At 44.1% G+C, this 25,009-nt stretch carries 23 protein-coding genes; 11 read left to right on the forward strand and 12 right to left on the reverse strand.

Translation table 11 applies throughout. From position 1 onward, the window contains the following. Positions 1-140 precede the first annotated feature (140 nt). Complete coding sequence (locus PLE34_RS05635) at positions 141-611, reverse strand: Lrp/AsnC ligand binding domain-containing protein (RefSeq protein WP_324554814.1); 471 nt, start codon at positions 609-611, stop codon at positions 141-143. A 216-nt stretch (positions 612-827) separates the two neighbouring features. Next, positions 828-1,709, reverse strand: a complete 882-nt coding sequence (gene tatC, locus PLE34_RS05640) for a twin-arginine translocase subunit TatC (RefSeq protein WP_324554815.1) — start codon at positions 1,707-1,709, stop codon at positions 828-830. Between the two features lie 266 nt (positions 1,710-1,975). Here tatC and PLE34_RS05645 point away from each other — a divergent pair, with 266 nt between their 5' ends. The 3 genes from PLE34_RS05645 to PLE34_RS05655 all read left to right on the forward strand — a co-directional run bounded on the left by PLE34_RS05645 (position 1,976) and on the right by PLE34_RS05655 (position 4,101). After that, complete coding sequence (locus PLE34_RS05645; protein WP_324554816.1) at positions 1,976-2,863, forward strand: AraC family transcriptional regulator; 888 nt, start codon at positions 1,976-1,978, stop codon at positions 2,861-2,863. A gap of 11 nt (positions 2,864-2,874) precedes the next feature. Next, positions 2,875-3,336: a DUF983 domain-containing protein gene (locus tag PLE34_RS05650; RefSeq protein ID WP_324554817.1), complete on the forward strand. Its 462-nt coding sequence runs from the start codon at positions 2,875-2,877 to the stop codon at positions 3,334-3,336. 126 nt (positions 3,337-3,462) lie between these two features. Further along, positions 3,463-4,101 carry a peroxiredoxin gene (locus tag PLE34_RS05655; protein WP_324554818.1) on the forward strand — a complete coding sequence of 213 codons (639 nt, stop codon included), beginning with the start codon at positions 3,463-3,465 and terminating at the stop codon, positions 4,099-4,101. A gap of 245 nt (positions 4,102-4,346) precedes the next feature. On the opposite strand, the gene PLE34_RS05660 is transcribed toward PLE34_RS05655, so the two are convergent. Beyond that, positions 4,347-5,969, reverse strand: coding sequence for a tetratricopeptide repeat protein (locus tag PLE34_RS05660; RefSeq protein WP_324554819.1), 1,623 nt, complete (start codon positions 5,967-5,969; stop codon positions 4,347-4,349). Between the two features lie 174 nt (positions 5,970-6,143). Between PLE34_RS05660 and PLE34_RS05665 the strand changes: the two genes are divergently transcribed. After that, positions 6,144-7,808 (forward strand): PQQ-dependent sugar dehydrogenase, encoded by a 1,665-nt coding sequence (locus PLE34_RS05665; protein ID WP_324554820.1) that lies wholly within the window; start codon positions 6,144-6,146, stop codon positions 7,806-7,808. A 235-nt stretch (positions 7,809-8,043) separates the two neighbouring features. Here PLE34_RS05665 and PLE34_RS05670 read toward each other — a convergent pair whose 3' ends face one another. Next, the gene (locus tag PLE34_RS05670) at positions 8,044-8,670 is read right to left on the reverse strand and encodes a TetR family transcriptional regulator (RefSeq protein ID WP_324554821.1); all 627 of its coding nucleotides are present in this window, start codon (positions 8,668-8,670) and stop codon (positions 8,044-8,046) included. Between the two features lie 148 nt (positions 8,671-8,818). Here PLE34_RS05670 and PLE34_RS05675 point away from each other — a divergent pair, with 148 nt between their 5' ends. Further along, a complete protein-coding gene (locus PLE34_RS05675; protein ID WP_324554822.1) occupies positions 8,819-9,751 on the forward strand; it encodes a M48 family metalloprotease in 933 nt (310 codons plus the stop codon). Between the two features lie 2 nt (positions 9,752-9,753). Here PLE34_RS05675 and PLE34_RS05680 read toward each other — a convergent pair whose 3' ends face one another. Genes PLE34_RS05680 through PLE34_RS05695 form a run of 4 tightly spaced genes read right to left on the reverse strand, consistent with a single transcriptional unit; the run spans position 9,754 to position 12,361 of the window. After that, on the reverse strand, positions 9,754-10,143 hold the full coding sequence (locus PLE34_RS05680) for an arsenate reductase (protein ID WP_324554823.1): 390 nt from the start codon (positions 10,141-10,143) through the stop codon (positions 9,754-9,756). After that, the gene (locus PLE34_RS05685) at positions 10,121-10,441 is read right to left on the reverse strand and encodes a hypothetical protein (protein WP_324554824.1); all 321 of its coding nucleotides are present in this window, start codon (positions 10,439-10,441) and stop codon (positions 10,121-10,123) included. The genes PLE34_RS05680 and PLE34_RS05685 overlap by 23 nt, the downstream gene beginning before the upstream one ends. A gap of 2 nt (positions 10,442-10,443) precedes the next feature. Next, a complete protein-coding gene (locus PLE34_RS05690; RefSeq protein ID WP_324554825.1) occupies positions 10,444-11,190 on the reverse strand; it encodes a TIGR02757 family protein in 747 nt (248 codons plus the stop codon). A gap of 31 nt (positions 11,191-11,221) precedes the next feature. Continuing rightward, on the reverse strand, positions 11,222-12,361 hold the full coding sequence (locus PLE34_RS05695; protein ID WP_324554826.1) for a cystathionine gamma-synthase: 1,140 nt from the start codon (positions 12,359-12,361) through the stop codon (positions 11,222-11,224). A gap of 306 nt (positions 12,362-12,667) precedes the next feature. On the opposite strand from PLE34_RS05695, the gene PLE34_RS05700 reads away from it, so the two are divergent. Continuing rightward, positions 12,668-13,108 (forward strand): hypothetical protein, encoded by a 441-nt coding sequence (locus tag PLE34_RS05700; RefSeq protein WP_324554827.1) that lies wholly within the window; start codon positions 12,668-12,670, stop codon positions 13,106-13,108. Between the two features lie 93 nt (positions 13,109-13,201). On the opposite strand, the gene asnB is transcribed toward PLE34_RS05700, so the two are convergent. Both asnB and PLE34_RS05710 read right to left on the reverse strand, forming a co-directional pair. Next, positions 13,202-15,085, reverse strand: a complete 1,884-nt coding sequence (gene asnB, locus PLE34_RS05705; RefSeq protein ID WP_324554828.1) for an asparagine synthase (glutamine-hydrolyzing) — start codon at positions 15,083-15,085, stop codon at positions 13,202-13,204. 51 nt (positions 15,086-15,136) lie between these two features. Next, positions 15,137-16,870: an NAD+ synthase gene (locus PLE34_RS05710; RefSeq protein WP_324554829.1), complete on the reverse strand. Its 1,734-nt coding sequence runs from the start codon at positions 16,868-16,870 to the stop codon at positions 15,137-15,139. Between the two features lie 139 nt (positions 16,871-17,009). On the opposite strand from PLE34_RS05710, the gene PLE34_RS05715 reads away from it, so the two are divergent. Beyond that, the gene (locus PLE34_RS05715) at positions 17,010-17,237 is read left to right on the forward strand and encodes a CAMCR motif-containing small membrane protein (protein WP_324554830.1); all 228 of its coding nucleotides are present in this window, start codon (positions 17,010-17,012) and stop codon (positions 17,235-17,237) included. A 60-nt stretch (positions 17,238-17,297) separates the two neighbouring features. Here the strand turns inward: PLE34_RS05715 and PLE34_RS05720 are convergent, their stop codons facing one another. After that, positions 17,298-18,068, reverse strand: coding sequence for a glycosyltransferase family 2 protein (locus PLE34_RS05720; RefSeq protein ID WP_324554831.1), 771 nt, complete (start codon positions 18,066-18,068; stop codon positions 17,298-17,300). A 433-nt stretch (positions 18,069-18,501) separates the two neighbouring features. Here PLE34_RS05720 and PLE34_RS05725 point away from each other — a divergent pair, with 433 nt between their 5' ends. Then, the gene (locus tag PLE34_RS05725; protein WP_324554832.1) at positions 18,502-20,172 is read left to right on the forward strand and encodes a DUF3863 domain-containing protein; all 1,671 of its coding nucleotides are present in this window, start codon (positions 18,502-18,504) and stop codon (positions 20,170-20,172) included. Positions 20,173-20,283: 111 nt separating this feature from the next. Here the strand turns inward: PLE34_RS05725 and PLE34_RS05730 are convergent, their stop codons facing one another. After that, the gene (locus tag PLE34_RS05730; RefSeq protein ID WP_324554833.1) at positions 20,284-20,790 is read right to left on the reverse strand and encodes a hypothetical protein; all 507 of its coding nucleotides are present in this window, start codon (positions 20,788-20,790) and stop codon (positions 20,284-20,286) included. 188 nt (positions 20,791-20,978) lie between these two features. Between PLE34_RS05730 and PLE34_RS05735 the strand changes: the two genes are divergently transcribed. The 3 genes from PLE34_RS05735 to PLE34_RS05745 all read left to right on the forward strand — a co-directional run bounded on the left by PLE34_RS05735 (position 20,979) and on the right by PLE34_RS05745 (position 24,964). Beyond that, on the forward strand, positions 20,979-22,535 hold the full coding sequence (locus PLE34_RS05735; protein WP_324554834.1) for a type I restriction-modification system subunit M: 1,557 nt from the start codon (positions 20,979-20,981) through the stop codon (positions 22,533-22,535). Positions 22,536-22,626: 91 nt separating this feature from the next. Continuing rightward, positions 22,627-23,769 carry a Fic family protein gene (locus PLE34_RS05740; protein ID WP_324554835.1) on the forward strand — a complete coding sequence of 381 codons (1,143 nt, stop codon included), beginning with the start codon at positions 22,627-22,629 and terminating at the stop codon, positions 23,767-23,769. Then, a complete protein-coding gene (locus PLE34_RS05745) occupies positions 23,762-24,964 on the forward strand; it encodes a restriction endonuclease subunit S (RefSeq protein ID WP_324554836.1) in 1,203 nt (400 codons plus the stop codon). The genes PLE34_RS05740 and PLE34_RS05745 overlap by 8 nt, the downstream gene beginning before the upstream one ends. The last annotated feature ends 45 nt before the right edge of the window (positions 24,965-25,009 follow it).

Here is a 25,009-nt window from a genome sequence, read left to right on the forward strand (position 1 = left end):
AGCTATTAGTTGGTACTCCAGAATTTGAAATTTGAGATCTAAGATTTGAGTGGTCAGTGATAAGTGGTGAAAGAAAGGATTACCGGCTCATTGTTTATACGATCAAGCTGAAGGCTGACTGCCGGCAGCTTTCAGCAGATTTACAGCGGCCCTACCTGCACATTCCGGTTAAAGCTTTCTTCAAGCGATATTAATGTTTCGGTTCTTTCAATGCCTTTTATTTTTTGCAGCTCATCATGGAGCACATGCCGCAACTGGGTAATGTCGCGGCATACAATTTCAATGAACATACTATAGTTGCCGGTAGTATAATTAAGCCGCACAATCTCCGGTATTTTTTTGAGGTCTTTGGCTACCGTATCGTATAAAGAGCTTTTTTCGAGATAAATGCCTACAAACGCGGTTATATCATAACCCAGCTCTTTCAGTTCCACATTCAGGCGTGTGCCTTTTACCACTCCACTTTCCTGCAGCTTTTTAATGCGCACATGTATGGTGCCGCCGGATACAGAAAGCTTTTTTCCTAAATCAGCGTAGGATATCCCCGCATCTTCCATCATTGCCGAAATGATCTGCAGGTCTAATTTATCTAAATTTAATTTTGACGCCATTTTACCCTGATTTATCTACATAATACTACAAATTATTGACACAAACAGGAAAAGGCAATTGTAATTAAAAAACATTAATAAAAAAATAAAAAGAGTTTTATATAAACCTGCAATGAAAGCAGGATACAGGGCAGAAAGCATCAGGTTCCTGACGCATTGGGAAAAGCCAAAATCACCACATCTAGCACTTACCACTTATTACTTACTCCTCGCTTCCTAGCTCCACTCCTCCCATTTCTTATCATTCTTTTTAGTTACCCTGGCGGCAATAATAATGCTGATTTCGTACAAAAGAACGAGTGGAACACACACGATCATCTGGCTGCCCCAGTCGGGCGAAGGGGTAATGATGGCGGCAAGCACCAATAATGCTACGTAAGCGTATTTGCGGTAAGTTCGTAAAAAGCCGGGGGTGAGCAAGCCTATCCGGGCCAGTAACCAGGATGCCATAGGCAGCTCAAAAGCAATGCCTGAACCCAGGGTAATATCAATAATAGAGTCAAGGTAATCGCTCAGCATGGGTTTATAATCCAGTATTTGCTGGGAGCCCAGCGTATAATTATACAGGAAATTGAAAGTAAAAGGCGCCAGCATAAAGTATCCGAATGCCGCTCCCAGGAAAAAGAAAAAGGAAACCCAGAAAATGATGCCCCTGGTATGTTTCAACTCTTCCGGTTTTAAGGCCGGTTTCACAAAGCGCCACACTTCCCAGCACAAATAGGGAAAAGCCGCCAAAATGCCGCCAACCGCAGCAATGGAAATACTCGACATGAAAGTACCGCTAACTGTAGTTACCTGTATTTTCATGGCAATAGGCGGCATACACAACGAGTCGCCCATGCCTATTTTATGGCTTAATGCACAAAGCAGCTTATAGGAAATAAAGCCATCCTGAGACGGCCCCAAAATTACTTTATCAAATATCCAGTCAATATTAAGGAAGATAGCTATGGCAAAAACCAATACTGCAAATACGGAACGAACAATATGCCAGCGGAGCGCTTCCAAATGATCAATAAAGCTCATTTCGGCATCTTCAGCCCCCTGTAGCCCCCTGATCCGCTTAAAAAATGATTTCCTTTGTGATTCTATTGCCAATTCAATAAAAATTGAGGTAGCAAACCTAACGAAAAAACTGATCTCACCCATATATTGTATCAGAACCGCTTAACTATACAGCAGAATAAAACGAATATCAGGCGCTTTAACAACCAGATTACAAAGAAACCGCCGGCATTTTCCGGATTTTTTAACAAGGCTTTGCGGTGTTTTTCAATTATCGGTAAACAATACCATAGGAACCCCTTATTGCTCCGCAGATTTGCTGATATCTGTGGTAAATTTGCTTTTGTAAAAATAAAGCTATGGCCAAGCCGGTATACCCCACTTTTGATATTCATAACCTGGTTGCCAACAAATCGCATAACGATCTGCTGAATGCCGACCGGTTTAAAAGATATCTGAGCAGCAACCCGCACCTTGGGGTAGTGCACAACCACGCGTTCTATCACCTGGTGTACTTTACAGAAGGCTCGGGGGAGCACGTGATAGATTTTGTAACATTTCCGGTTCAAAAAGGCATGATCTATTTTATGCGGCCGGGGCAGGTGCACAAGTGGTATTTTAATGAAGATGCAGACGGCTATATCGTTAATTTTTCAGCTACATTTTTTGACCAGCTTTTCATCAATTCCAGCTTCATTGATCAGTTCTCCTTCTTTGACCAGGTTGCTGCGCATCAGGTATTGTTACTAAAAGAAGATACACAACGGCAGGTTGAACAGCTTTTCGAAAAGATCCTGTGCGAGCAGTCTGAAAAACCACCGTCCTCCCAACTGATGATCGCCACTTTATTGCTGCAATTGTTTTTAACCGTTGAAAGAAACGATCCAAAAACAATAAAGGAAGAAACTGCAGGTTATAATTCCGTGATCCTGCGCAACTTTAAGCGGCTTATTGAGGATAACTTTAAAACCATAAGGCTGCCAAAAGGATATGCCGCGTTATTATACATTACCCCTAATCATTTAAATGCCTTGTGTAAAGATTACCTGGGTATTTCTGCCGGGGAAGTGATCCGCAACAGGATCATATTAGAAGCCAGGCGGCTGCTGATCAACTTTGATCTGTCTGTGGGCGATATCGCACAGGAGCTCAACTTCCCCGACAACTCCTATTTTGTAAAGTTTTTTAAAAAGTATACGCACAGTACACCGGAAGCCTTTCGAAACAAAAATTATAAACAACGATAAAGTGATATACTATGTCAGCACAGCCAAACAATAAAAAACCTTCGCTTCTGATAAGCCTTTGCCAGACACGTTGTCCGCGTTGCCGCCTGGGTAAAATGTTTACCAACCCTAATCCCTATCACCTGAAACAGTTCATGAAAATGCATGACAAATGCCCGGTATGCGGGCAGCATTTCGATCTTGAAGTAGGATTTTATTATGGTACCGGTTATGTAAGCTACGGACTGGCCATTGCCATAAGCGTGGCTACGCTGATAATATGGGCAGCTACGATCGGCATATCCGTGCATGATGCAAGGGTGTTATACTGGTTAATCTTCAATGGCATACTGCTGGTTGTATTGCAGCCGTATTTGATGCGCCTTGCCCGTACTTTATGGCTGTCCCTTTTTGTTGGATACGATGCTCAATGGAGGGAAAGACCCGCCGAAGCGCCTGAAAGGATCAATGACAGCATTAAAAACAACTGGTAAACAATAGAGATACCCTACCATTTAAGTAGAATAAATAAAAAGTACCATAATCGAAGTGTAAAACACCATCAGTAAAAAACGGGAAGCAGTAGCTTTACACCCATTCGAACACTAAAAATTTTTATCATGAGTTTACGATTAGGCGACACTGCTCCAAACTTTAAAGCAGTTACATCGAAAGGTGAAATTGATTTTTATGAATTCCTGGGCGATAGCTGGGGTGTATTGTTTTCACATCCCGCTGATTTTACTCCAGTGTGTACCACTGAACTGGGACGTACTGCGCAGCTACAGGGTGAATTTGATAAACGTAATGTAAAAGTGCTGGCGGTAAGTGTTGATCCCGTAGACAAACATCTTGGATGGATCGGAGATATCAATGAAACACAAAATACTACCGTTGAGTTTCCTTTGATTGCCGATGACAACAGAATTGTTTCAGGGTTATACGATATGATCCATCCCAACGCTTCGGCAACAGCAACGGTGCGTTCGGTATTTGTAATTGGTCCCGATAAAAAAATAAAGCTCACCTTAACCTATCCCGCGTCTACAGGAAGGAATTTCCTTGAGATTTTACGGGTAATTGACTCTATGCAACTAACGGCAAAGCATAGCGTGGCCACGCCGGCCGACTGGAACCAGGGAGAAGACGTTATTATATCAACGGCCATCAAAACAGAAGACGCGTTGAAAAAATTTCCTAAAGGCGTTAAAGAGATCAAACCCTACTTAAGGTATACAGCTCAGCCGGAATCTAATTGACAAGGTGTTACTCCGAAACACGCAAATCAACCACATAAAGATCAAACGCGGGGCTGTCTTAAAAGGTCCGGTATAGAAGATATGCCACTAAGGCACAAGCCTGCCGGCAGGCAGGGGCACGAAGTCCTGATCTTCCCGTTTTATTTCCTTCGTGGCAAAATATTACTTTTGAGACAGCCTCGTTTTTTGTGACGCTACCGGAGTGGTTTTATAAGGCTTTTCTTTTGAACCCGGTATAAGCGTAATCATCTTCCATTCAGTTGTTTAACATACGCTGCTGCTTTTGCTTTATTACCCGATCTTTCAGCAGCTAATACTGCGCCCTTAAGACTATTTCTGCGGTTAGGGCACCGGGTCATGCTCGTTTCGTAAGCCCGCAACGCTTCCCTGTTCTTTCCGAGCAGCAGCAGCAAATCTCCTTCCAGTTCCCTTGCAGGAATAACTTCCCCCGGCGTTACCGGGTGCTTTTCAGTGCTGTCTTCCATATTGGCTGCTTCCGTCATTAATGCCAGCGCTTCCTTCTTTTTTCCCTCCGCATAACAAATCCATGCCTCCGCCGCTTTTATCTGCACCAGCACCTGTTTGGCTTTATAATCATCTTTCGCATTCAGTAAAGCGGCCTGTAATGAGCGCAGCGAACGCAAATCGTTTTTAGCTGCTTTGAGCCTGCCGGTATGCACGCCACCCATCACACGCGCAAAATGTACAATAGCTTTTTCCCAGGCATGCCTGTCTGAGCTGAACGCAGCGTTGCCGGTATCCAAATCAGCAGCCGCTTCCCAGTACCGCAGCTCAAGCGCATAACGGGCCGGGATAGCCGCAGATGCATAGCTGGCCGAATTGTTTTCGGCCAGTGAACCGGCAACAGACTGCAGGTAATCTACCTGGGTTTTTGCTTCCTCCTCCTGCCCGTTTTGCAGGTAAGCATATACCAGGTAATCCATGGCATGCAGTTCTGCACCGGGATGATCCTTCATTTTCAGGTTCTCTGCGTAACACCGGGCGGCATCTGCCGAGGCGAGATTGGATTGAATGGATTCATTCCATAATCCAAGCCGCGTAAAAATGTGGGAAGGCATATGCAGCGCATGGGCCGATGACGGCGCTATGGAAGCATATTTGCGGGCAGCCGGTAAAGCTTTTTCTGCCAGTTCGGGATAATCGTAGGTATGAATGATATAGTGTACAATACCCGGATGCCCGGGCTGGCCGGGATACAGGGCATTGAGTATTTCACCGGCCTTTTTCTGATGCGTGTATGTTTTATCGGTGGGATCGGCAGTGGCGTTAAGCGCCAGCGCGTAAAAGATAGCAGCTTCCTTATCGCCGGGGTTACCAGCACGTATCTTTTCCATTGCCTGCTCATATTGCTGTGCGCGGGTACGGTGGTTAAGCTGCTGCCAGTTATGGAAGAAGCCGTATATAGCGTCTATATATTCATTTTCCCTTTTATTTTCACCTTTTAATGATGCTGCAATTTCACTGGCTTTGGCGCCCTTCTCCAGTTCTTCTTTATTGGGCGGGCTCCACAACGGGTGAAAATTGCTCATGGCCACACCCCAGTATGCCATGGCACAGCGCGGATCCATATCAATTACTTTGGCAAATGCCTTCTCCGCTTCCTCATATTCAAAGGAATGCAACAGTGACAGTGCGAGGTTGAAAGTATCTTTAACATTTTCTGCAGCAGATAATGCAAAAGCAACGTTGCCAAATTGTTGCTTTGCCGGTCCGCAAGTCACCATATCGCCTTTACGCAGGTCAGCGATTGACGCAATACCTGTAGTTCGGGTAGCAGCGTTTTTGTTTTTGCAGGCAAGTAGCGAAATGCAGCTCAGTAACAGGATAAATACAGCAGGCGATTTCATACTTACTGGTTTGAAAGATGAAAAAATAGCCTTTTTAAAGTTAATACAATTCGGGCAGGCAGCAAAAGCGGATGCACTCCAAATTGTCGCATTGCTTTGCTTCATCCCCGTTTACCGGCAGGTTTCGTTTTCAAACGGCATTGTATTTGTACTTTCCTTTTAAATGCCATTGTTATGAGAAGAAACCGTGTTCTATATTTTTTGCTGGCTTCTTTGCTTACATTTTCCTTTTTTTACTCTGCCACCTCCTCCGCCCAGCCTGCTATTGCTTATGAGCCCTTTATCAGTTCGGGACTCTCTTCTCCTATGGAAGTGGTGGCTGCGCCTGGTGACATGTCAGGGAGATTGTTTATCGTAGAAAAAGGCGGCACTGTTAAAATATGGAAAGAAGCGGCCATTTTGCCGGAACCCTTTCTTGATATTAGCGCTGATATTACGTCGGACGGAGAACGCGGACTTTTAAGTATGGCTTTTCATCCCGGGTATGCAAGCAACGGTTATTTTTTTGTTTACTATACCGGTACTACCGGCGCCATTACGGTTGCGCGTTATAAAGTTTCTTCCAATCCCGATATGGCAGACCCGGAACCAGATCCGGCTACACCCTTCATAACCATTGCAAAATCTTTTTCCAATCATAACGGGGGGCATTTGCAGTTTGGTACGGAAGAAGAAATTCCTTATTTATATTTTGGTACAGGCGACGGGGGCGGCTCAAATGATCCTGGTAACAATGCACAAAACCCTTCTTCCCCGCTGGGGAAAATGATCCGCATAAATGTGGAAGAAGCTCCTCCTGTAACACCTGAAGTATGGGCTATTGGCCTGCGCAATCCATTTCGCTGGAGCTTTGACCGTGTTACAGGCGATATGTGGATTGGCGACGTAGGGCAAAATGCAAAAGAAGAAATCAATTTCAGGGAAGCCGGCTCGCCGGGAGCTAATTATGGCTGGCCTTGCTATGAAGGAACCATTCAAAATATTAATATTAACCCGCTTTGTGATCCGCCCGGCAAAGTTGCTCCGGTTTTTGAATATAATAACCCCGGTGAAGGCCGCTCGGTTATAGGAGGTTATGTATACAGGGGTGATGAATTTGCAGCCTTACAGGGATATTATTTCACTGCTGATTATTACACCGGCACCGTATGGGTTTTACAACGCGATGGCAATGGCAACGTTACCATGGTAAATACGCAACCGGGCTTAAAAGGCGGCATCTCCAGCATAAGCGAAACAGAAGATGGAACTTTATATGCAACAGCGCTCACTGAAAACGTGGTATATAAGATTATTCCGCTTGCAAGCACGCCACTTACGCTGCTCAACTTTTCAGGGCTTCCGGCAGACCGTTATAACGAATTGAAGTGGGTAACCGCGATGGAGCAGCACATTGAAAAATTTATTATTGAATACAGCAGCAATGGGAGAGATTTTAATGCGGCAGGATCAGTAAAAGCTACCAATAATGCAAACGGCGCTGCGTATGTATACCGGCATTACGGTATTAACGGCTCAAAATTATTTTATCGCCTGCATATTATTGAAGCAGATGGCGCCCACCATTATTCACCGGTGATTACCCTCAGTAACGATGATCATGCCGGGATAAAAATATACCCCACTGTTGTTACCAATGGATTGCTGCATATTGTTTCCGGAAAGAAAATAGAAAGTATACAATGCTTTGCCTCAAACGGGAAACAGGTTTTAACGCGGCAGTTGAAGGGTGCGAACGGCTATTTTTCTGTACCATTGAACGGCTTGCCAAAAGGCGTTTATATTGTTCGCTTAAGCGGCCGCGATTTTCATAAGAATCAAAAAATTATGGTGCAATAATATTTTAATGCGCATCCACCGGCAGCGCTGCATTCTTTTTAAATTTTTGCAGGTAAATAAGCGGGATGCAGCAAAGCACAAAAAGACCCACCAGTAAGTAAAAATATTATTATAGGTTACCAGCATGGTTTGTTTGGTAACCGCTCCTTTTGCTGGGATTAATGTTTTCAAATAAAATATTGATAAATGAGCGTGGTAAGAATGGCAACTCAAAAAGAGGCGCCCAACTCTTTTTTCAATGCTGGCTATCAAAATCCAGGTGGGCCTTCAGCAGTCCTTTAAGGTGTGTTTTTAATTTCGGTATCATTTTTTTCCTGTATGTATCTTCATCATGTATGTCAATATGCATTAGCCTGCAATACAGGCTTTTGGATAAAGTAACCTGGGTAAGCGTTCCCATTATGCAACCCACAGTAAGTTCCATGTCTACTTTCCTGAACACTTTCAGCTTTTGTCCTTCCGTAATGATCTTTTTTATCTGTTCGAAGTTCTTCAGCTTAATGTCAGTGATCATTTCCCTTATATCGTCTGATTGTATGGTAGGCAGGTGTATTGTCATGATACAATGAAACTTATAATTGTTTACGATCTTGTCTACATACAGATCAATAAGCCTTTCCATTTTATTCCATGGAGAAAGCCTTTCGTCTTTATTCAGTTCTTCCAAAATACCATGTGTATAGCTCGACCGGTGGGCAATAAGCGCTACCAGCAGCTTTTCCTTTGACCCGAAATAATAGGAGATCATGGCAAGGTTCACCCCTGCGTGCCCTGCTATATCTCTGACTGATGTGCCGTCGAACCCTTTTTCCGCAAAAAGCTGTTCCGCCGCATCCAGTATATGCACTCTTTTGTCTTTCATAAAAAATTCATTCCGGGCGCGAAATTAAACAATCGTTTAAATTAAACAACCGTTTAACGCTATTCTTTCGTTAACCCTTTGTTATGCGGGTCTTATTAAAGCTTCCCTGTTTTTAACAGGAAATCCTATATTTATTTTTAAAAATACCATGCCCAAACGATTTTTACTGCTGTTTTCATGCATGATTGCGTTTACGGTTTGCGAAGCGCAGCGTATTACAGGTTGCGGTTTTAAGATACCGCCCCGGTCACTGCGGTCCAATTTCAGCTCTGTTTATGAGGCAAAGGATATATTGCAAAACATGCTGAATACGATTAACTGGCAGGAAAATTTTAATGTACGAGAGCAAAACGGCATACAAAATGCATACGCTACGATCATTAACCGGGCCCGCTGGATTATTTACGATAACCGTTTTTTGGAAGACCTTGATGCGTATGCCTCAACCAAATGGGCTTCTATAAGTGTGCTTGCACATGAAATGGGGCATCATTATTATAATCATGTAGTGAGCAGCAGCGGCAGTACGCCGCCGAAGGAAATAGAAGCAGATGCATTTTCGGGATATGTAATGGCAAAGCTCGGCGCTTCTTTACAGGAATCCACTGCTGCCATGCAGGCTATTGCTTCTGACCGGGCCAGTTCCACGCATCCCGCAAAAAACGACCGGGTACAGGCCATTACAAGAGGCTGGAATGAATCCCGTGGAAACGGCAATACAGCTACCAGTCCCTTTCCGTCGGATAACAGTAATACAACTCCGCCCCCTATACCTTCCCCTTCTCCGGGCAACACAGGCACAAACACAGATCCCAATAATGATCCGAGCTGGATATGGCTTACCATTCAAAGTAATAAGAACGAAGTTGTTTTACTGAGCGATGACGGCAGAAAATTTCAGCAGGCAGAAATAAAAGCCGGAGAACCATTTGTGTTTAAGTTTGAAATTTATAACCATGGCTGGCTGCGCCTGAAATATTATAATGGCTATCGCACTTTCAAGCTTTTGCATGGAAAGGATTACAGCATCCTCTGGAACAGGAGGACAAAAAACTGGACGGTGGTGGAAATTGGGCAATAGTACTATTTGAACTCCTGCTCATATAGCACTTCATTGTAGCCAACTATAATTTTGTTGTTATGCTCAATAACCGGGCGTTTAATAATGCTGTGATGCGCAAGCATTACCTGAACTGCTGTTTTTTGGCTTGTTACCGCCGCCTGCTGCTCAGGTGTTAAATTGCGCCATGTGGTACTTTTTTTATTGAGCAGTTGTTCCCACCCTGCCTGTTTGCTCCAGGCATTGAGCCTGGCGGCTGTTATACCTGCTTCCCTGAAATTGTGAAACGTAAAATCTATTTTTTCCTTCTTCAGCCACAAGGTTGCTTTTTTCACTGAGTCGCAATTGGGTATTCCGTAAACGATCATAGTTTCTTCATTTTTTTTAAGACTACCATTTTTCTTCTTTGTCATCCCCTTTGTTAAGATCCTTAAAGTGATGAAGGTGCTTTAACTTTTCCGCCTGCCGTTCTATGATCAGGTTGCCGATGATCAGGGCTGCGTCTTTTCCCTCGCCGGTCTTTAGCAGTTGCTTTAATTTCACCTCGCTCACATCTATGCGGTATAATATATTGATCAATCCCTGGAAATCATGTTCAATCAGCTCACTCACTTTTTCCTGTACCCGCAATTGCAGCTCCTTTTCATTTAGCGGATCATGCAGATCGGCCGACAGTTCTTTTTGCAGCAGGGTTATTAATACGTTATCCATCATTAAAATTTTTCAACAACACCCAATCCGAATAAAGCAAAATCATATTTTACAGGGTCGTTTGCACAAAATTGCCGTAAGTATTCCGTTAATTCCAATGCCGCCAGCCAGTCGGTTTGAGGACGCGTTACCATGTTAAAACGTTTGGCTACGCGGGCTACATGCACATCAATGGGGCATACCAGTTGAGCGGGAGATATGTTTTTCCATAGCCCGAAATCAACACCCCTGTTATCTTTTCTTACCATCCATCTTAAAAACATATTGAGCCTTTTACAGGTAGATTTTTTTTCCGGTGAGGCAATATGCTTTCGCGTACGCCCCGGCGCGTCTTCCAATGAAAAGAAATAATGATGAAAACCACGAAGGGCATTTTCCGTATGGGTGTCTTCCGGAAGCATCCATTGGGTAAAAGCGGCTTCTAAAGAAGCATGGTGTGTATAATGATATTTCAAAAACTCCACGAAATATAAAATGTCTGTTGCATTGAACGTTCTGTGCTTAAATGCCAGCAGCTTTTTTAACTCCCTTTCCTCTGCATGCAGGCAAAAGGCGTGGGGGGCATTGTCCATGAGCTGCATCAGGAGCTTGCTTTTGGCGATAATAGTAGTACGGTTGCCCCAGGCCAAAATGGCGGCAAACAGCGCTGCTATTTCTATATCCTGCTTTTTGGTAAAGGCATGAGGAATGCAGATAGGGTCACTCACAATAAAAGAAGGGTGATTGTATTCATCCGCCTTCCTGTTCATAAAGTCTTTAATAGTATTATCCGGCATACACTTATCCTAATGCCTGTTCCAGGTCTGCTTTCAGGTCATCCGCGTCTTCAATGCCAACGCTCAGGCGGATCAGTGAATCTGCAAGCCCGTTTGCTATCCTTTCTGCTCTTGGAATGGAAGCATGCGTCATGCTGGCCGGATGACCAATGAGGGATTCCACGCCACCTAACGATTCCGCACAGGCGAAAAGTTTTGTAGACGATAATACCCTTTCTGCGGCGGCCAGCGTATTGTCTTTCAGCTCAAAGCTGATCATACCGCCAAAGCCGTGCATTTGCGCTTTTGCTATGGCATAACCGGGGTGGTCTTCAAAGCCGCACCAGTGTACCTTGTTCACTTTGGAATGCCGGCGCAGGAAATGTGCGATCTGCTCCCCGTTCTCGCAATGCCGCTGCATACGCACATGCAATGTTTTTAATCCGCGTAATAACAGAAAGCAATCCTGCGGACCAGGCACCGCGCCACAGGCGTTTTGTAAAAAATAGAGCTGGTCTGCTATTTCCTTATCATTGGTGATTATACATCCGTGTACCACATCGCTGTGGCCGCCAATATATTTGGTTGCGGAATGCATTACGATGTCGGCTCCAAGATCAAGCGGGTTTTGCAGGTAGGGCGACGCGAAAGTGTTGTCTACTGCCAGCAAGGCCCCTGCCTGCTTCGCGATAGCCGCGCAGGCTTTAATATCAATGATCCGTATCAATGGGTTGGTAGGTGTTTCTAACCATATCATTTTAGTAGCGGGCGTAATGTATGAACTGATAGTACCGGCCTCGCTCATATCTATAAACCGGAATTTTAACCCGTAGGGCTCCCATACTTTTCTCATGAGCCTGTACGTGCCGCCATACAGGTCGTTGGTGCTGATGATCTCATCACCCGGCTTAAAAAGCTTCAGCAGGGTGTCTGTTGCTGCAAGTCCGCTACTAAAGCTGATACCATATTTCCCATTCTCTGCGGCGGCAAGCGCGTTTTGCAATTGTGTGCGGGTAGGGTTTTGCGTGCGGGCATATTCGTATCCTTTGTGTTTGCCGGGACCATCCTGCACAAAAGTTGATGTTTGATAAATGGGCGTCATAATAGCGCCGGTGGAAGGATCGGGGTGCACGCCGGCGTGAATGAATTTTGTAGCTGCTTTCATATTGTATATAATGAATTGCAAAGATGCGGAAATGAAATGAGTTTCAACTTATCAAGTTCTTTTCCGGAATTCCAGTTTAACACAAAGTTAACCGGGGCCCGGTAACAATATGCAACATTGCTAAAGCCCTTTGTAGCAAAGGGTTTCAGCATTCCATGCATCACTGTTAAAAGTGTATGCCGGGTTTCTGTGAAGCGCATCTTATCTTGATGCTCCCGCTGGCGTAGTATCATTTTTAAATGAAACAGGGCTTTCTATTTTTGATCTGTCGAATTGATTTTTAATTATTCAAGAAAAAAAAGTATTATGAAAAAGATAGTTGTTCTGGCCATTGTTGCCCTGATGTCGGCAGGAGCGTATGCCAATGCGCCATCCGTAACCGAAAAAGTGCTTAAAGCCTTTCGTGAAACTTTCAGCGCAGCCGAAAATGTAAGCTGGCACGAAGCGAATGATCAGTATTCCGTTCGCTTTTTTCAGTCAGACGTAAGGTATATTGTGTATTACAATAAGAATGGCAAAATTACTGCATCCATGCGCTTTTATGATCCTTCCTTATTACCGATGAATATTTTATCGGAGATCAGAAGAACTTATCCGGACAAAAAAGCATTTGGTGTTACCGAGATCACTTCCGGAGACAATATGGCTTATTTTATAAAAGTGGAAGACAGCAAACATTGGTATACCATTAAGGCAGACGCTTACGGCAACAGCGAAGTATACGAAACGCTGCGGAAGCAAAAATAACAGCGCGCTTTGGATGGACCACATAGAAACATGGGCACATAGATGCATACAGGGATTTGTTTTCTGCTATTGTGTTCCTGTGTGGTCGTTTTCTTACTGCTGCATTAAGGTGGCTGCTATAAGGTAACGCCAGTCGTTATTTTCCTGCGCGTAAGCAGCTTGTGGGCGAACCGGCTCTTTTAAAACAGCTTTGCGGAGAATGCCCGCGGCCGAAAGCTTTTGTCTGGCATCATGGATGCGCTCCTGCAAAGCAGGTTGTTCCATCCAGTGCAGTTGAGGAGGCTCAAAACCAATTTTATCTTTTCTCCAGGTAACGGCTGCGGGCAATTCTTTTTTCATCGTTTCCCTGAGTATCCATTTGGTATAGCCATCGCGTATTTTGTAATTACCAGGCAGGGAAAACAGGAATGTTACTAATTCGTGATTCAGGAACGGCAGGCGCAACTCTATACCCTGCGACATGGCGTTGCGGTCTGCATAACTTAATAATTCCTCCAGCCCGCTCTGCATTGTATTATGGTACAACACATCATTGAGGCTGGTTATGTAAGGCTTACACGAGCCATTCCCGCTATTAAAGGCATGCAGGAATGCAGGTTCTATTTCCGTATTGGCCCTTAACCTTTTATTTTCTCTTTGCTGAAGCAGCAGGGTGGTAAGCCCGGGCGTATATGCTGCTATATAATTTTTATAACTCCAGTCAAAAGCTATATGATGATCTGTTAAATTTTTTTTCTCTCTTTTAAACTGTGCCATTTTTCTATGCCTAAGCAGCTCCTGCAGCCACCAGTGTATATATTTCGGATATCCGCCTATGGTTTCATCGGCCCCCTGTCCGTCTAACAATACTTTAACCCCATGCTGTTTGGCCAACCGGCACACGGCATACTGTGTAAATACGCTGGCCGATCCAATAGGCTGCTCATGATGATAACACAGTTTTTCGAGGGCATCCGTTAAACAGGAATGCGTAGGCGAAACGGTGAAATGGGTTAATCCAAATGCAGACACCACTTCCTGCATATATGCCGACTCATCTTTTTCATAACCCGGGAAAACGGCTGAAAAATTTTTATAATTATTATGCCCGGGCAACAAACTGTGAATAGCCCCTGCAATAGCCGCGCTATCCAAACCGCCGCTCAGGCTGGTTCCTACAGGCACATCGCTTCTCAGCCTTCTTTTTACGGAGGTAAAAAAAAGTGACCTGAATATTTCCACTGCTTCTTTTTCATTGCGGGGGTGGGTATTGTCTTTATCAATGTCCCAGTAGCGGCAGGCGGTTATATGTCTGCGTGTAACCTGCCATTTCATATAATGTGCGGGCGAAAGCGCGTATATCTTTTTATAGAATGTGCGGTGCTTTTCCACCGGCAACTGCGTTAACCCCAGCCCGATATAATAGAGCAGGGCCTCCTCATCCACATTTTTTGCTATTCCCGCAGCCCACAGGGCTTTCATTTCACTGGCAAACAGAAAAGTATTATTCGGTTCGTCAAAAAAATAGAAAAAGGGTTTTTCACCGAACCTGTCTCTTGCAGCAAAAAAGGTTTGCGTTGCGGCATCCCAAATGGCAAAGGCAAACATGCCATCGAAATATTGCAGGCATGCTTCTTTATAGCAATCGTATGCCGCCAGTATTACTTCCGTATCGGAGCCGGTACGGAAAGCGTATCCTTTGGATACCAGTTCCTTTTTGATCTCAGGATAATTATAGATCTCCCCGTTATAGGTTATGGTATACCGTTGGACGGATGTTGGGGAACCATGGGGAGCATAATGCATGGGCTGTGCGGCGGCTTCGCTTAAATCAATAACGGATAAACGCCGGTGAGCAAACCCCACCGATTGGCTATCATTGATCCAGTATCCTTCGCCGTCGGGTCCACGGTGCGCTAAAGCCCCCGCCATTTTTTCAAGACGGGCAGGGCTGATCAGATCAGGGTTGGGTGATATTATACCGGCAATGCCGCACATAGCAGGTAAATATCTAAAATCTTTAAAGCAAATCCGAATTTTTCAGGCAGTTCAGCTTAAATATTTTCCCACAATGGGCATCCTTCTGCCTACGCCGAATGCTTTGGAGCTAACGCGTATAACAGGACAAAACTGGTTGCGCTTGTATTCATTCACATTTACAAGCCTCAGTACCCTGTTTACCAGCGCGGGATCAATGCCCATAGCCGTGATCTCTTTGGGGCCCTGCCTTTTTTCTATGTATTGGTATAACACTTTATCCAATACATTATAGTCGGGCAGGCTGTCGCTGTCTTTCTGGTTGGGACGTAGCTCTGCCGAAGGCGCTTTGGTGATAATATGCAGGGGAATGATCTCTTTATTCCGGTTAATGTATTTTGCCAGGGCGTATACCTGCATTTTATATACATCACCCAAAACGCTCAGCCCGCCAGCCATATCGCCATATAAAGTGCCGTAGCCTGTGGCCAGCTCGCTTTTATTGGAAGTGTTCAGTAAAATATATCCAAACTTGTTGGCAATAGCCATTAAAAGGTTCCCGCGCGAGCGGCTCTGTATATTTTCTTCCGCAATACCAAATGGCAGATTGTTAAACACCGGCTTCAGGCTGGTAAGAAAACTGTTGTAAACCGCTTCAATAGGTATAATATCATAGGGATTGCCCAGGGTTTGGCTCAACTGTTCGGCATCCTTTACGGAATGTTCGCTTGAGAACGGGGAAGGCATTAATATGGCGCGAACATTTCCGGCGCCCAATGCTTCACAGGCCAGCGCCAGCACTACCGCGCTGTCTATACCACCGCTGCTGCCCAGTATGGCTTTGGAGAAGCCCATTTTGCTGAAGTAATCGCGGATCCCCAGTATAAGCGCCTGGTGTATTTGGCGGATATTATTCGTGTCGGTAAGAAAATCAATTACCCTGTCGGGGTCGTTAATTCTAGCAACCCGCATTTCTTTGTCCGTTTCGCCTGTAATGATGGCCGGCTGATTATCGCGGTCCTGATTTTGATATTCCGGCGTGTGGTTGTTTACGGCAATATCCATCACACAAAACGCTTCTTCAAAATAGGCTGATTCTTCGAGCAGGTTGCCTTTTGCATCATACACCAGGCTTCCGCCGTCGAATACGATTTCCGTTTGTGAGCCAACTGCATTGCAATACACTAACGGTAAGCCGTATTTGAGCACATTGGCTTTTACCACTTCCTTGCGGTCTTCATCGTGATCGTAATCAAAAGGTGAGGCGGAGATATTGATCATAAGCCCGGGTTGCTGCTTCGCCAGTATATCCATCGGGCAAATGCGGTAAAGCGGATTATCGCCCAGGTTCCATATATCCTCGCAAATGGTAAGGGCAATACGATGGCCTTTAAAGGGGATAATATTCCACTCAAACGCGGGTTCAAAATAACGGTTCTCGTCAAATACATCGTAGGTGGGCAACAGGGTTTTATGCGATACGCCCAGTACCTCCCTGTTATACAGCAGCCATGCCGCGTTAAAAAGCTCTTTGCCGGATGCATCTAAGTTTTTTTGAGGAGCCCCTATAATTACGCCGATACCTTCCGTATGTTGCTGTATGGCGTCTATTGAAGCATAGCACTGGTTAATAAAATCATCAAACTCCAGGAAGTCGCGGGGAGGATAGCCGCATACACATAATTCGGAAAAAACAACCAGTTCGGCCCCTTCGCTTTTTGCCTGTTCAATGGCAGATATGATCTTTTTTGTGTTGCTTTCAAAATTGCCGATATGATAATTTTGCTGGGCTAATGCTATCCTCATACCTGCAAAATTAAAGGCGGCATCAACGGATACAAAAAATAATTAATTTTTATACAGTTAAAAGAACCGGCGTGCGTTTATCGTTTGGGAACACCCCGCTTTGTTTGTACCTTCGTAGCACATCAATAATTGAGATGCAATGAAAAAGATGACAGCTATTTTGCTGGGTGTGGTGTTTATGATGCTGAGCGTGGTTTCCGTTTCCGCTCAATGTTCTATATGTACCAAAACCGCGCAGCAAATGGGAGAAAAGCCCGCTAAAGCATTAAACGCCGGAATTTTATACCTGATGGTTACCCCCTTTGCTGTAGTGGGGTTTATAGGCTACCGCTTGTGGAAGCAAAACAAAACAGATAAGGTTCAATGATAACCGGTCAATTGTAATCATCTTACTCCGCTTCCCGGAATTTAATCTTTCATAGAGTACTCAGTTGGTAATATTGTGTTTCCGTTGAAGCTGCAATAGCTTTACATATTTGAGGAGGGTTTGATACGCTACGCTTTTCGCGATCAGGAAACCGTCTATCCCGTCTAAAAAACCCCTTTTAAAGATATACCCTGTTATAAAAGCAGATACCGGGTTAAAGATCACATGAAATATGGTTGAACGCTTTCCCTTTTTCAGCATGGCTTCCGACTGTATAGTAGTAAACCGGTTCATCTGTTGTATGTGTTCGTCTATGGTGTAGTAGGTATAGTGCAGGATGTCTCCCTGTAAGCGGAAAATGCTGGCGCCTGCATCCATTTCAATCTTATCGTGCGGGTTAGTGCCTCCCCATTTCCCTTTTCGCCTGTTCAATAAGCGCAGCTTTCTGTCGGGGTACCATTTGCCGTGCCGTATCCACTTGCCGCAATAATTGGCGCATCGGCTCATTATATATCCATCGTAAGGGAAACCTGCCTGCCTGGCGTCTGATACAGCCTGGTAAAGTGTTTCGTCTAATGCTTCATCGGCATCTAAAGACAGCACATGATCGTATGTAGCCTGCCCGAGGGCGAAATTTTTTTGTTCAATATAGCCTAAGAAGGGCTGTTCAATAACCCGGGCGCCATACTGCCGGCAAATACCCTGCGTATGATCCTGTGATAAAGAGTCCACCACAACAATCTCATCCGCAAGGCCCTTTACGCTTTCAAGGCACCGGGCAATGTTTTTTTCTTCATTAAAAGTGATAATAACAACGGATAGCGGTTTCATAAAATATCAATGCTTTATCATGTACTAATCATTCCGGTTATACAGCAATGTGTTGCCTCCGGACGAGAATACACTATTTCTATACCAATCCTTCAAAAACACGTTTACTTTAACGCAACTTTCCAACCTGACCGTTTCTGACGGAAAACTGTTGCATCCACCATAAAAAACTGAACGTGGATTTCGTTGAGCGTTAAATGGTTAAACACATAAAAGGGGAAAAAATTGCCCGGGTACAGGTAAAATAGAAACTTTAAACAAAATTTATATGTTTACACGTAGCGGAGAAACACAGGTACACATTGTTTTAAATACAACCCTGTGCTTTCGTATGACCCTATTGTGCCTATATGGTGAAGATAACAAACACAGGAGGCACATGGTAGTTAGGTGGAAATATCATTCAGGGTCTTAATCAGTATATTTGACCCCTATGATCTCTATCAATATTTTTTTCCGGCATTTCATTTCAATATTGCTGCTGCTTTGTTTTGCCGGTTACAAAAGCCATTCGCAAAATGTGGCAAACAATAAGCAGCGTCCCAAAATTGTAAACATCATCAATTTCATCCGGTTGCTCGAACCCAGAGATGCACAGATAACAGAAGATGTGCTGTATCAAACCGTGGAAAAGCAGGTACAGATCATGCAGCAGTACCATTTGCCCGGCACTTTTTTATTGCAGTATGATGCCCTGATGGACTCGCGTTACCAGCAATTACTGAAAAGTCTTCCTCCTTCTTTTGAAATAGGCGCCTGGTGGGAAATTCCACAGCCGCTGGTGGAAAAAGCAGGACTGAAATGGAGGGGCCGTTATCCCTGGGACTGGCATGCAGATGTGGGGTTTTCAACCGGCTACACTCCACAAGAGCGGGAGCAGCTCGCGGATGTATATATGCAGGATTTTAAAAAAATATTTGGCTATTATCCAAAGTCTGTTGGTTCGTGGTTTATAGATGCGCACACGCTGAATTACTTGTATGAGAAATATAAAATTGTTGCGTCCACTAACTGTAAAGACCAACTGGGTACGGATGGATATACCTTATGGGGTGGCTACTGGAACCAGGCCTATTACCCCAGTAAACTAAACGCTTATATGCCTGCCCAAACGGAAAAGAACCAAACACCCGTTCCCATTTTCCGGATGCTGGGCAGCGATCCCGTAAGGCAATACGATGATAAGGGGAACGGCACCAACGGGCAGGGTGTGGTAACACTGGAACCCGTATATAAATATGGCGGCGGTGATTCGGCCTGGGTGCATTGGTATTTTAAAGAATTTGTGGAGGGGCAAAGTATGGAATATGCTTATGTGCAGGCAGGACAGGAAAATTCTTTTACATGGAACGCCATGTCGAAAGGCTTTGAAATACAAATGCCACTGATCGCCCGTTTGCGGGATGAACAAAAAGTAAAAGTAGAAACACTGGCGGCATCCGGCGAATGGTTTCGTAAAAAATATGCTGTTACACCGGCAACATCTGTTACGGTGAATAATGATCTGGATGGAAGCGATAAAAAAACAGTGTGGTTTAACAGCCGTTTTTACCGTTTCAATTTATTGTGGGAAAACAACAGCCTGCGTTTCCGCGATATTCATATTTTCAATGAAAATTTTCCTTCTGTTTATACAAAAAACAAGGCTACATCTAATGAATGCGCTTTTTTTACCCTTCCTTTTGTTGACGGTTACCGCTGGAGCAGTGCTGAGCAACCTGCGGCGCTGCGGTTCAGGATGATTTCCAATGGCAAAGCAATACCGATAGAAGGCGGCACGCCCACTATAAACGATGCTATTCCCGGCAAGCTCCGTATTGAATGGCCATTGACATCGGTGAACGGAACGCTGGTAATGGATGTGGATGAAAAGCAAATGCAGATAAAAGTAGAAGGAAGCAAAACGGTTGACTGGTTTTTGGATCTTTCGGCCGGCGATACTACATCTCTGCCTTTTACAAAAATAGCCCCGCATGTAATAACCTGCCGGTTTGAAGGAATGGATTACCAGGTTAAAGCCTCCAAAGGAAATTTTTTAAACCCCGGAGGTGATGCCGTTATGCGCATTAAGCCTGAAAAGAATACGGTAGTATTGAATTTTTAGAGGTTGGATTGAGATCGGTGTCCACTCAGTCGCTCTAAACTTAAGCGAAACCCACCGGGATAGATATGCCCGCAAAGAATGATGAAAGTGGCAGAAGAACGATGCAGGAGGTCAGAACAATTTCAACTGAACTGTATCATAAAAGAATTTATGCGAAGGATTTCTTGTGTAAGGGATCAGCTCAGACTCATAAACTTCGGTAAATCCGCTTATTTTATCCAAAGGTGTTAAAAATAACCTTTCCGGGGCAGAAGGTTCACCACCAATTCCAATAGCAATAAATACAGGTATTCTATTACAAGATTGGAAATTCTTATAGTGTGTAATTTGATTATAGCTGTTCACCCAACTAACCTTACCATTTAAAAGCTCTTTTCTCCATTTACATTCAACAGCGAAACGGTATTTCTGTCTGCCCACGAAAATAAGTTCAAGATCTGGATGGGACATGCCGGTTAGATACAAACCGCTCTCTATTCGTTGTGACTTATGCCATTTTTCCAGCTTAAAGCGTCTGGCGTTGAAAAGCTTCGTAATATATTCTTCAAACTGATATCCTTTTTCATAAGGATCAGTAATAACACTTTTCTTCTGATCTTGGGAAGTAATAGCATTCATAGAGTAGGGTTGGGTAAACAGAATAATAACGGGGAACCAAGAATAACATTATTGCCTTATGGCAATTCTTCCGTTCTTCTATACGGCACGGTAATTTTCTGTCCTTTTTCTTTTTTCACAGTTGCCCGGTCATTTATATTTAATGTGTCAATCCGTAACATTTCTTATTTTACGCGATAATGAAAAGTATGGCCAAAGAAAAAACAGTAAAAGAAGAACCATTGGAAAAGCAGCTCTGGAAAGCGGCGGATAAAATGCGTAAGAATATTGACGCTGCAGAATACAAGCATATTGTGCTTGGTTTGATCTTTCTCAAATACATCAGCGATTCCTTTGAAGAAATGTATGCAAAGCTGGCTGCAGGCAAAGGCGAATATAAAGGCGCAGACCCGGAAGACCGGGATGAATACAAAGCGGAGAATATATTTTTTGTGCCACCTTCTGCAAGATGGAAATACCTACAAAGCCGTGCAAAGCTGCCCGAAGTGGGTAAGGATGTGGATGAAGCGATGGATGCTATTGAAAGAGACAACGCATCATTAAAAGGTGTATTGCCCAAAGTATTTGCCCGGCAAAACCTCGACCCTGTTAGCCTGGGTGGTTTGATAGACCTGGTAAGCAATATAGCGCTCGGCACTGCCAAAGCAAGAAGCGCCGATGTGCTCGGTCACGTATTTGAATATTTTCTCGGCGAGTTCGCGCTGGCCGAAGGGAAAAAGGGCGGACAGTTCTACACGCCAAGAAGTGTTGTTGAATTATTGGTTGAGATGATGGAGCCTTATAAAGGTCGTGTGTTCGACCCCTGCTGCGGCAGCGGTGGTATGTTTGTACATTCCGAAAAATTTGTGGCGGAGCACCAGGGAAAAGTAAATGATATATCTATTTACGGGCAGGAAAGCAACCAAACTACCTGGCGCCTGTGCAAAATGAACCTCGCCATACGCGGTATAGACAGCAGCCAGGTAAAGTGGAACAATGAAGGCAGCTTTTTGAATGACGCGCATAAAGATCTGAAGGCCGATTATATTATTGCCAATCCTCCTTTTAATGTAAGCGACTGGGGCGGTGAGCTGGTACGTACCGATGGCCGCTGGCAATACGGTGTGCCGCCGGTGGGCAATGCCAACTTTGCCTGGCTGCAGCATTTCATTTATCATCTGTCGCCGAGCGGGCAAGCTGGTGTGGTATTGGCCAAAGGGGCGCTCACTTCCAAAACAAGTGGTGAAGGCGAGATACGAAAGGCGTTGGTGGAAAAAGGACTGATTGATTGTATTGTGAACCTGCCTGCGAAATTGTTTTTAAATACACAGATACCGGCGGCCTTATGGTTTATGAGCCGCAACAGGAGCAATGGTAAGTTCCGGAACCGCAGCAAAGAGATATTGTTTATAGATGCCCGCAACCTTGGCCATCTCATTAACCGCCGCACCAAAGAACTGGCGCAGGAGGATATTGAAAAGATTACCGGCACTTACCACAACTGGCGCAATAAAAATGGAAAGTATGAAGACATTGCCGGCTTTTGCGCGGCAGCCCCTGTTGAGAAAGTAAAAGACCTGGATTATGTATTAACGCCCGGCCGCTATGTAGGGCTGCCCGATGATGAAGATGATTTTGATTTTGCCGAACGGTTCAGCTCATTAAAGAAAGAGCTGGAAGCGCAGTTGAAGGAAGAAGAGGAGCTGAATAAGGTAATAGTACAGAACCTCGCCAAAATCAGCCTTTCCGGCAACAACAGCAATTAATTACCCTGGCGCAGAAACTAAAATAACAAATATTTTATTTTACTTTTAGTAGTAAAAGTAAAACAACAAGATTCTTATTGTAGTTTTGAATATGTTGCATTTAGAAAAATACAAAGCAGGAATTTTCAGGAAAGGTATTGATTATCAATATTTTGTTCCAGAGCTAATCAATCATGACTGGGTATGGAACCAACCAGAGCTGAATGCTCTATTAGAGAAAGCTGCTATACGCATGGGCGAACTCAATTCCTTTTCACGCTTTGTGCCCAATGTTAATTTATTTATCCAATTGCACGTAACCAGGGAAGCGGTAGTTTCCAGCCGGATAGAAGGCACGCAAACCAATATAAATGAAGCTTTGTTGCCCGAAAGCGAAATCACTCCTGAAAGAAGAAACGACTGGAAAGAAGTAAACAATTATGTGAAAGCCCTGAATTATGCCATTAACGGGTTGAGTGAGCTTCCACTATCCGGCCGCCTGCTGCGGCACACCCATAAAGTATTGCTCAGCAGTGTAAGAGGAGAGCAGAAGCTGCCGGGTGAATACCGAACCAGTCAAAACTGGATTGGCGGCGCCTCGCTGAAAGACGCTGTATTCATACCACCCCATCATGAGCTGGTACCGGAACTCATGAGCGATCTGGAGCATTTTCTGCATAATGAACATTTGCAGGTGCCCGATCTGATACGCATTGCCCTTGCTCATTATCAGTTTGAAACCATTCATCCTTTCCTGGACGGAAACGGCCGTATAGGCAGGCTGCTTATTACCTTGTTTCTGGTAGATAAAAAGATACTTGAAAAGCCACTGCTCTACCTGTCGGCATTTTTTGAGCGCAACAAAGCATTATACTACGATAACCTTACACGGGTGCGTACGCACAGCGACCTGCTACAGTGGGTAAAATACTTTTTGGTAGGTATAGAGCAAACCGCCACAGAAGCTATGAACAAGCTGCAGCAGGCCATTCAAATTAAGGGGCAGATGGAGCAGCACATACAGCAGCATTATGGCAGGCGTACCACAGCCGCTCTTACCCTGGTCCGCCATCTGCTGCAGCACCCGGTAATTGCTATAGATGAAGCGGCAACGGTTACCGGTCTCAGCTATAAAGCCGCCAACGACCTGGTAAGCCTGTTGACAAAGCATGGCTGGATGACCGAAATAACCGGCCAAAGCCGCAACCGTATTTTTATATTTGACAAATACCTGAACGCATTTGGAAATGAATGAATGGAAAGAAATAGCTTTTTCTGAAATAATTGAATTGATTGGTGGCGGCACTCCAAGAACAAGTGTTTCCGAGTATTGGGAAGGTAATATTCCATGGCTTTCCGTAGCAGATTTTAATACAGGGAGAAAATATGTCTTTGACACCGAAAAAAAAATAACAGAATTAGGCTTGCTAAATAGTAGCACCAATCTTTTAAAAAAGGGTGATATAATTATTTCTGCCAGAGGGACTGTTGGTGTTGTAGCTGTTTTAGGAAAGGAAATGACATTCAATCAATCTTGCTACGGTATCCGGGCTCAAACAAACAAATCGACAAATGAATATGTGTATTATTTATTGAAAAACACTATTTCCAATTTTACTCAAATTGCTCACGGGGGAGTATTTGATACTATAACTCGGGATTCATTTAAAGAAATAGAAATTTTACTCCCTCCTCTCCCCGAACAAAAATCCATTGCCTCCATCCTCAGCAGTTTGGATGATAAAATAGACCTGCTGCACCGGCAAAATGCAACACTCGAAGCCATGGCTGAAACACTTTTCAGGCAGTGGTTTGTAGAGGAGGCGAAGGAGGAGTGGGAGGACACAACACTTGATAAGCATACGGAAGCTTTTAGAGGATTGAGTTATAAAGGGAGCGGGCTTGCTGATTATGGTGTTGGGTTACCGATGCATAATTTAAACTCAGTTTATGAGGGAGGTGGATATAAATATGAAGGGGTAAAATATTATACCGGAGATTATAAAGAAAGACATTTAATAAGCCCGGGTGATATTATTGTTACCAATACTGAGCAGGGACATGATTTAAGATTAATTGGTTTTCCTGCAATTGTGCCAGATACGTTTGGAAACAAGGGGTTGTTTAGTCAGCATATATACCGTTTGCTTCCTATAAAAAATTCTTATTTATCAACTGAATTTATTTATTATTTGCTAATGACACCAGTTGTAAGGGAACAAGTAACTGCTGCTACGAATGGCTCAACTGTGAACATGCTTGCAATAGACGGTTTACAAAGGCCGAAATTTAAATTACCTCCAAAAGAAACAGTAATTGAGTTTACTGCAATCGCTGCAAATTATCGGAAAAAGAAAAATATTAACCATAAGCAAATTCAAACTCTTACTAAACTACGTGATACGCTATTACCAAAGCTGATGAGTGCTGAGGTGAGGGTGAAGGTGTAGGGTGAAAATTAAAAAACTTACTTTTGAAGAACTGTATGTAAAAAG

Origin of the sequence: Agriterribacter sp. (assembly GCF_035445465.1) — a bacterium.
In the GTDB taxonomy this organism is placed as follows: domain Bacteria; phylum Bacteroidota; class Bacteroidia; order Chitinophagales; family Chitinophagaceae; genus Agriterribacter.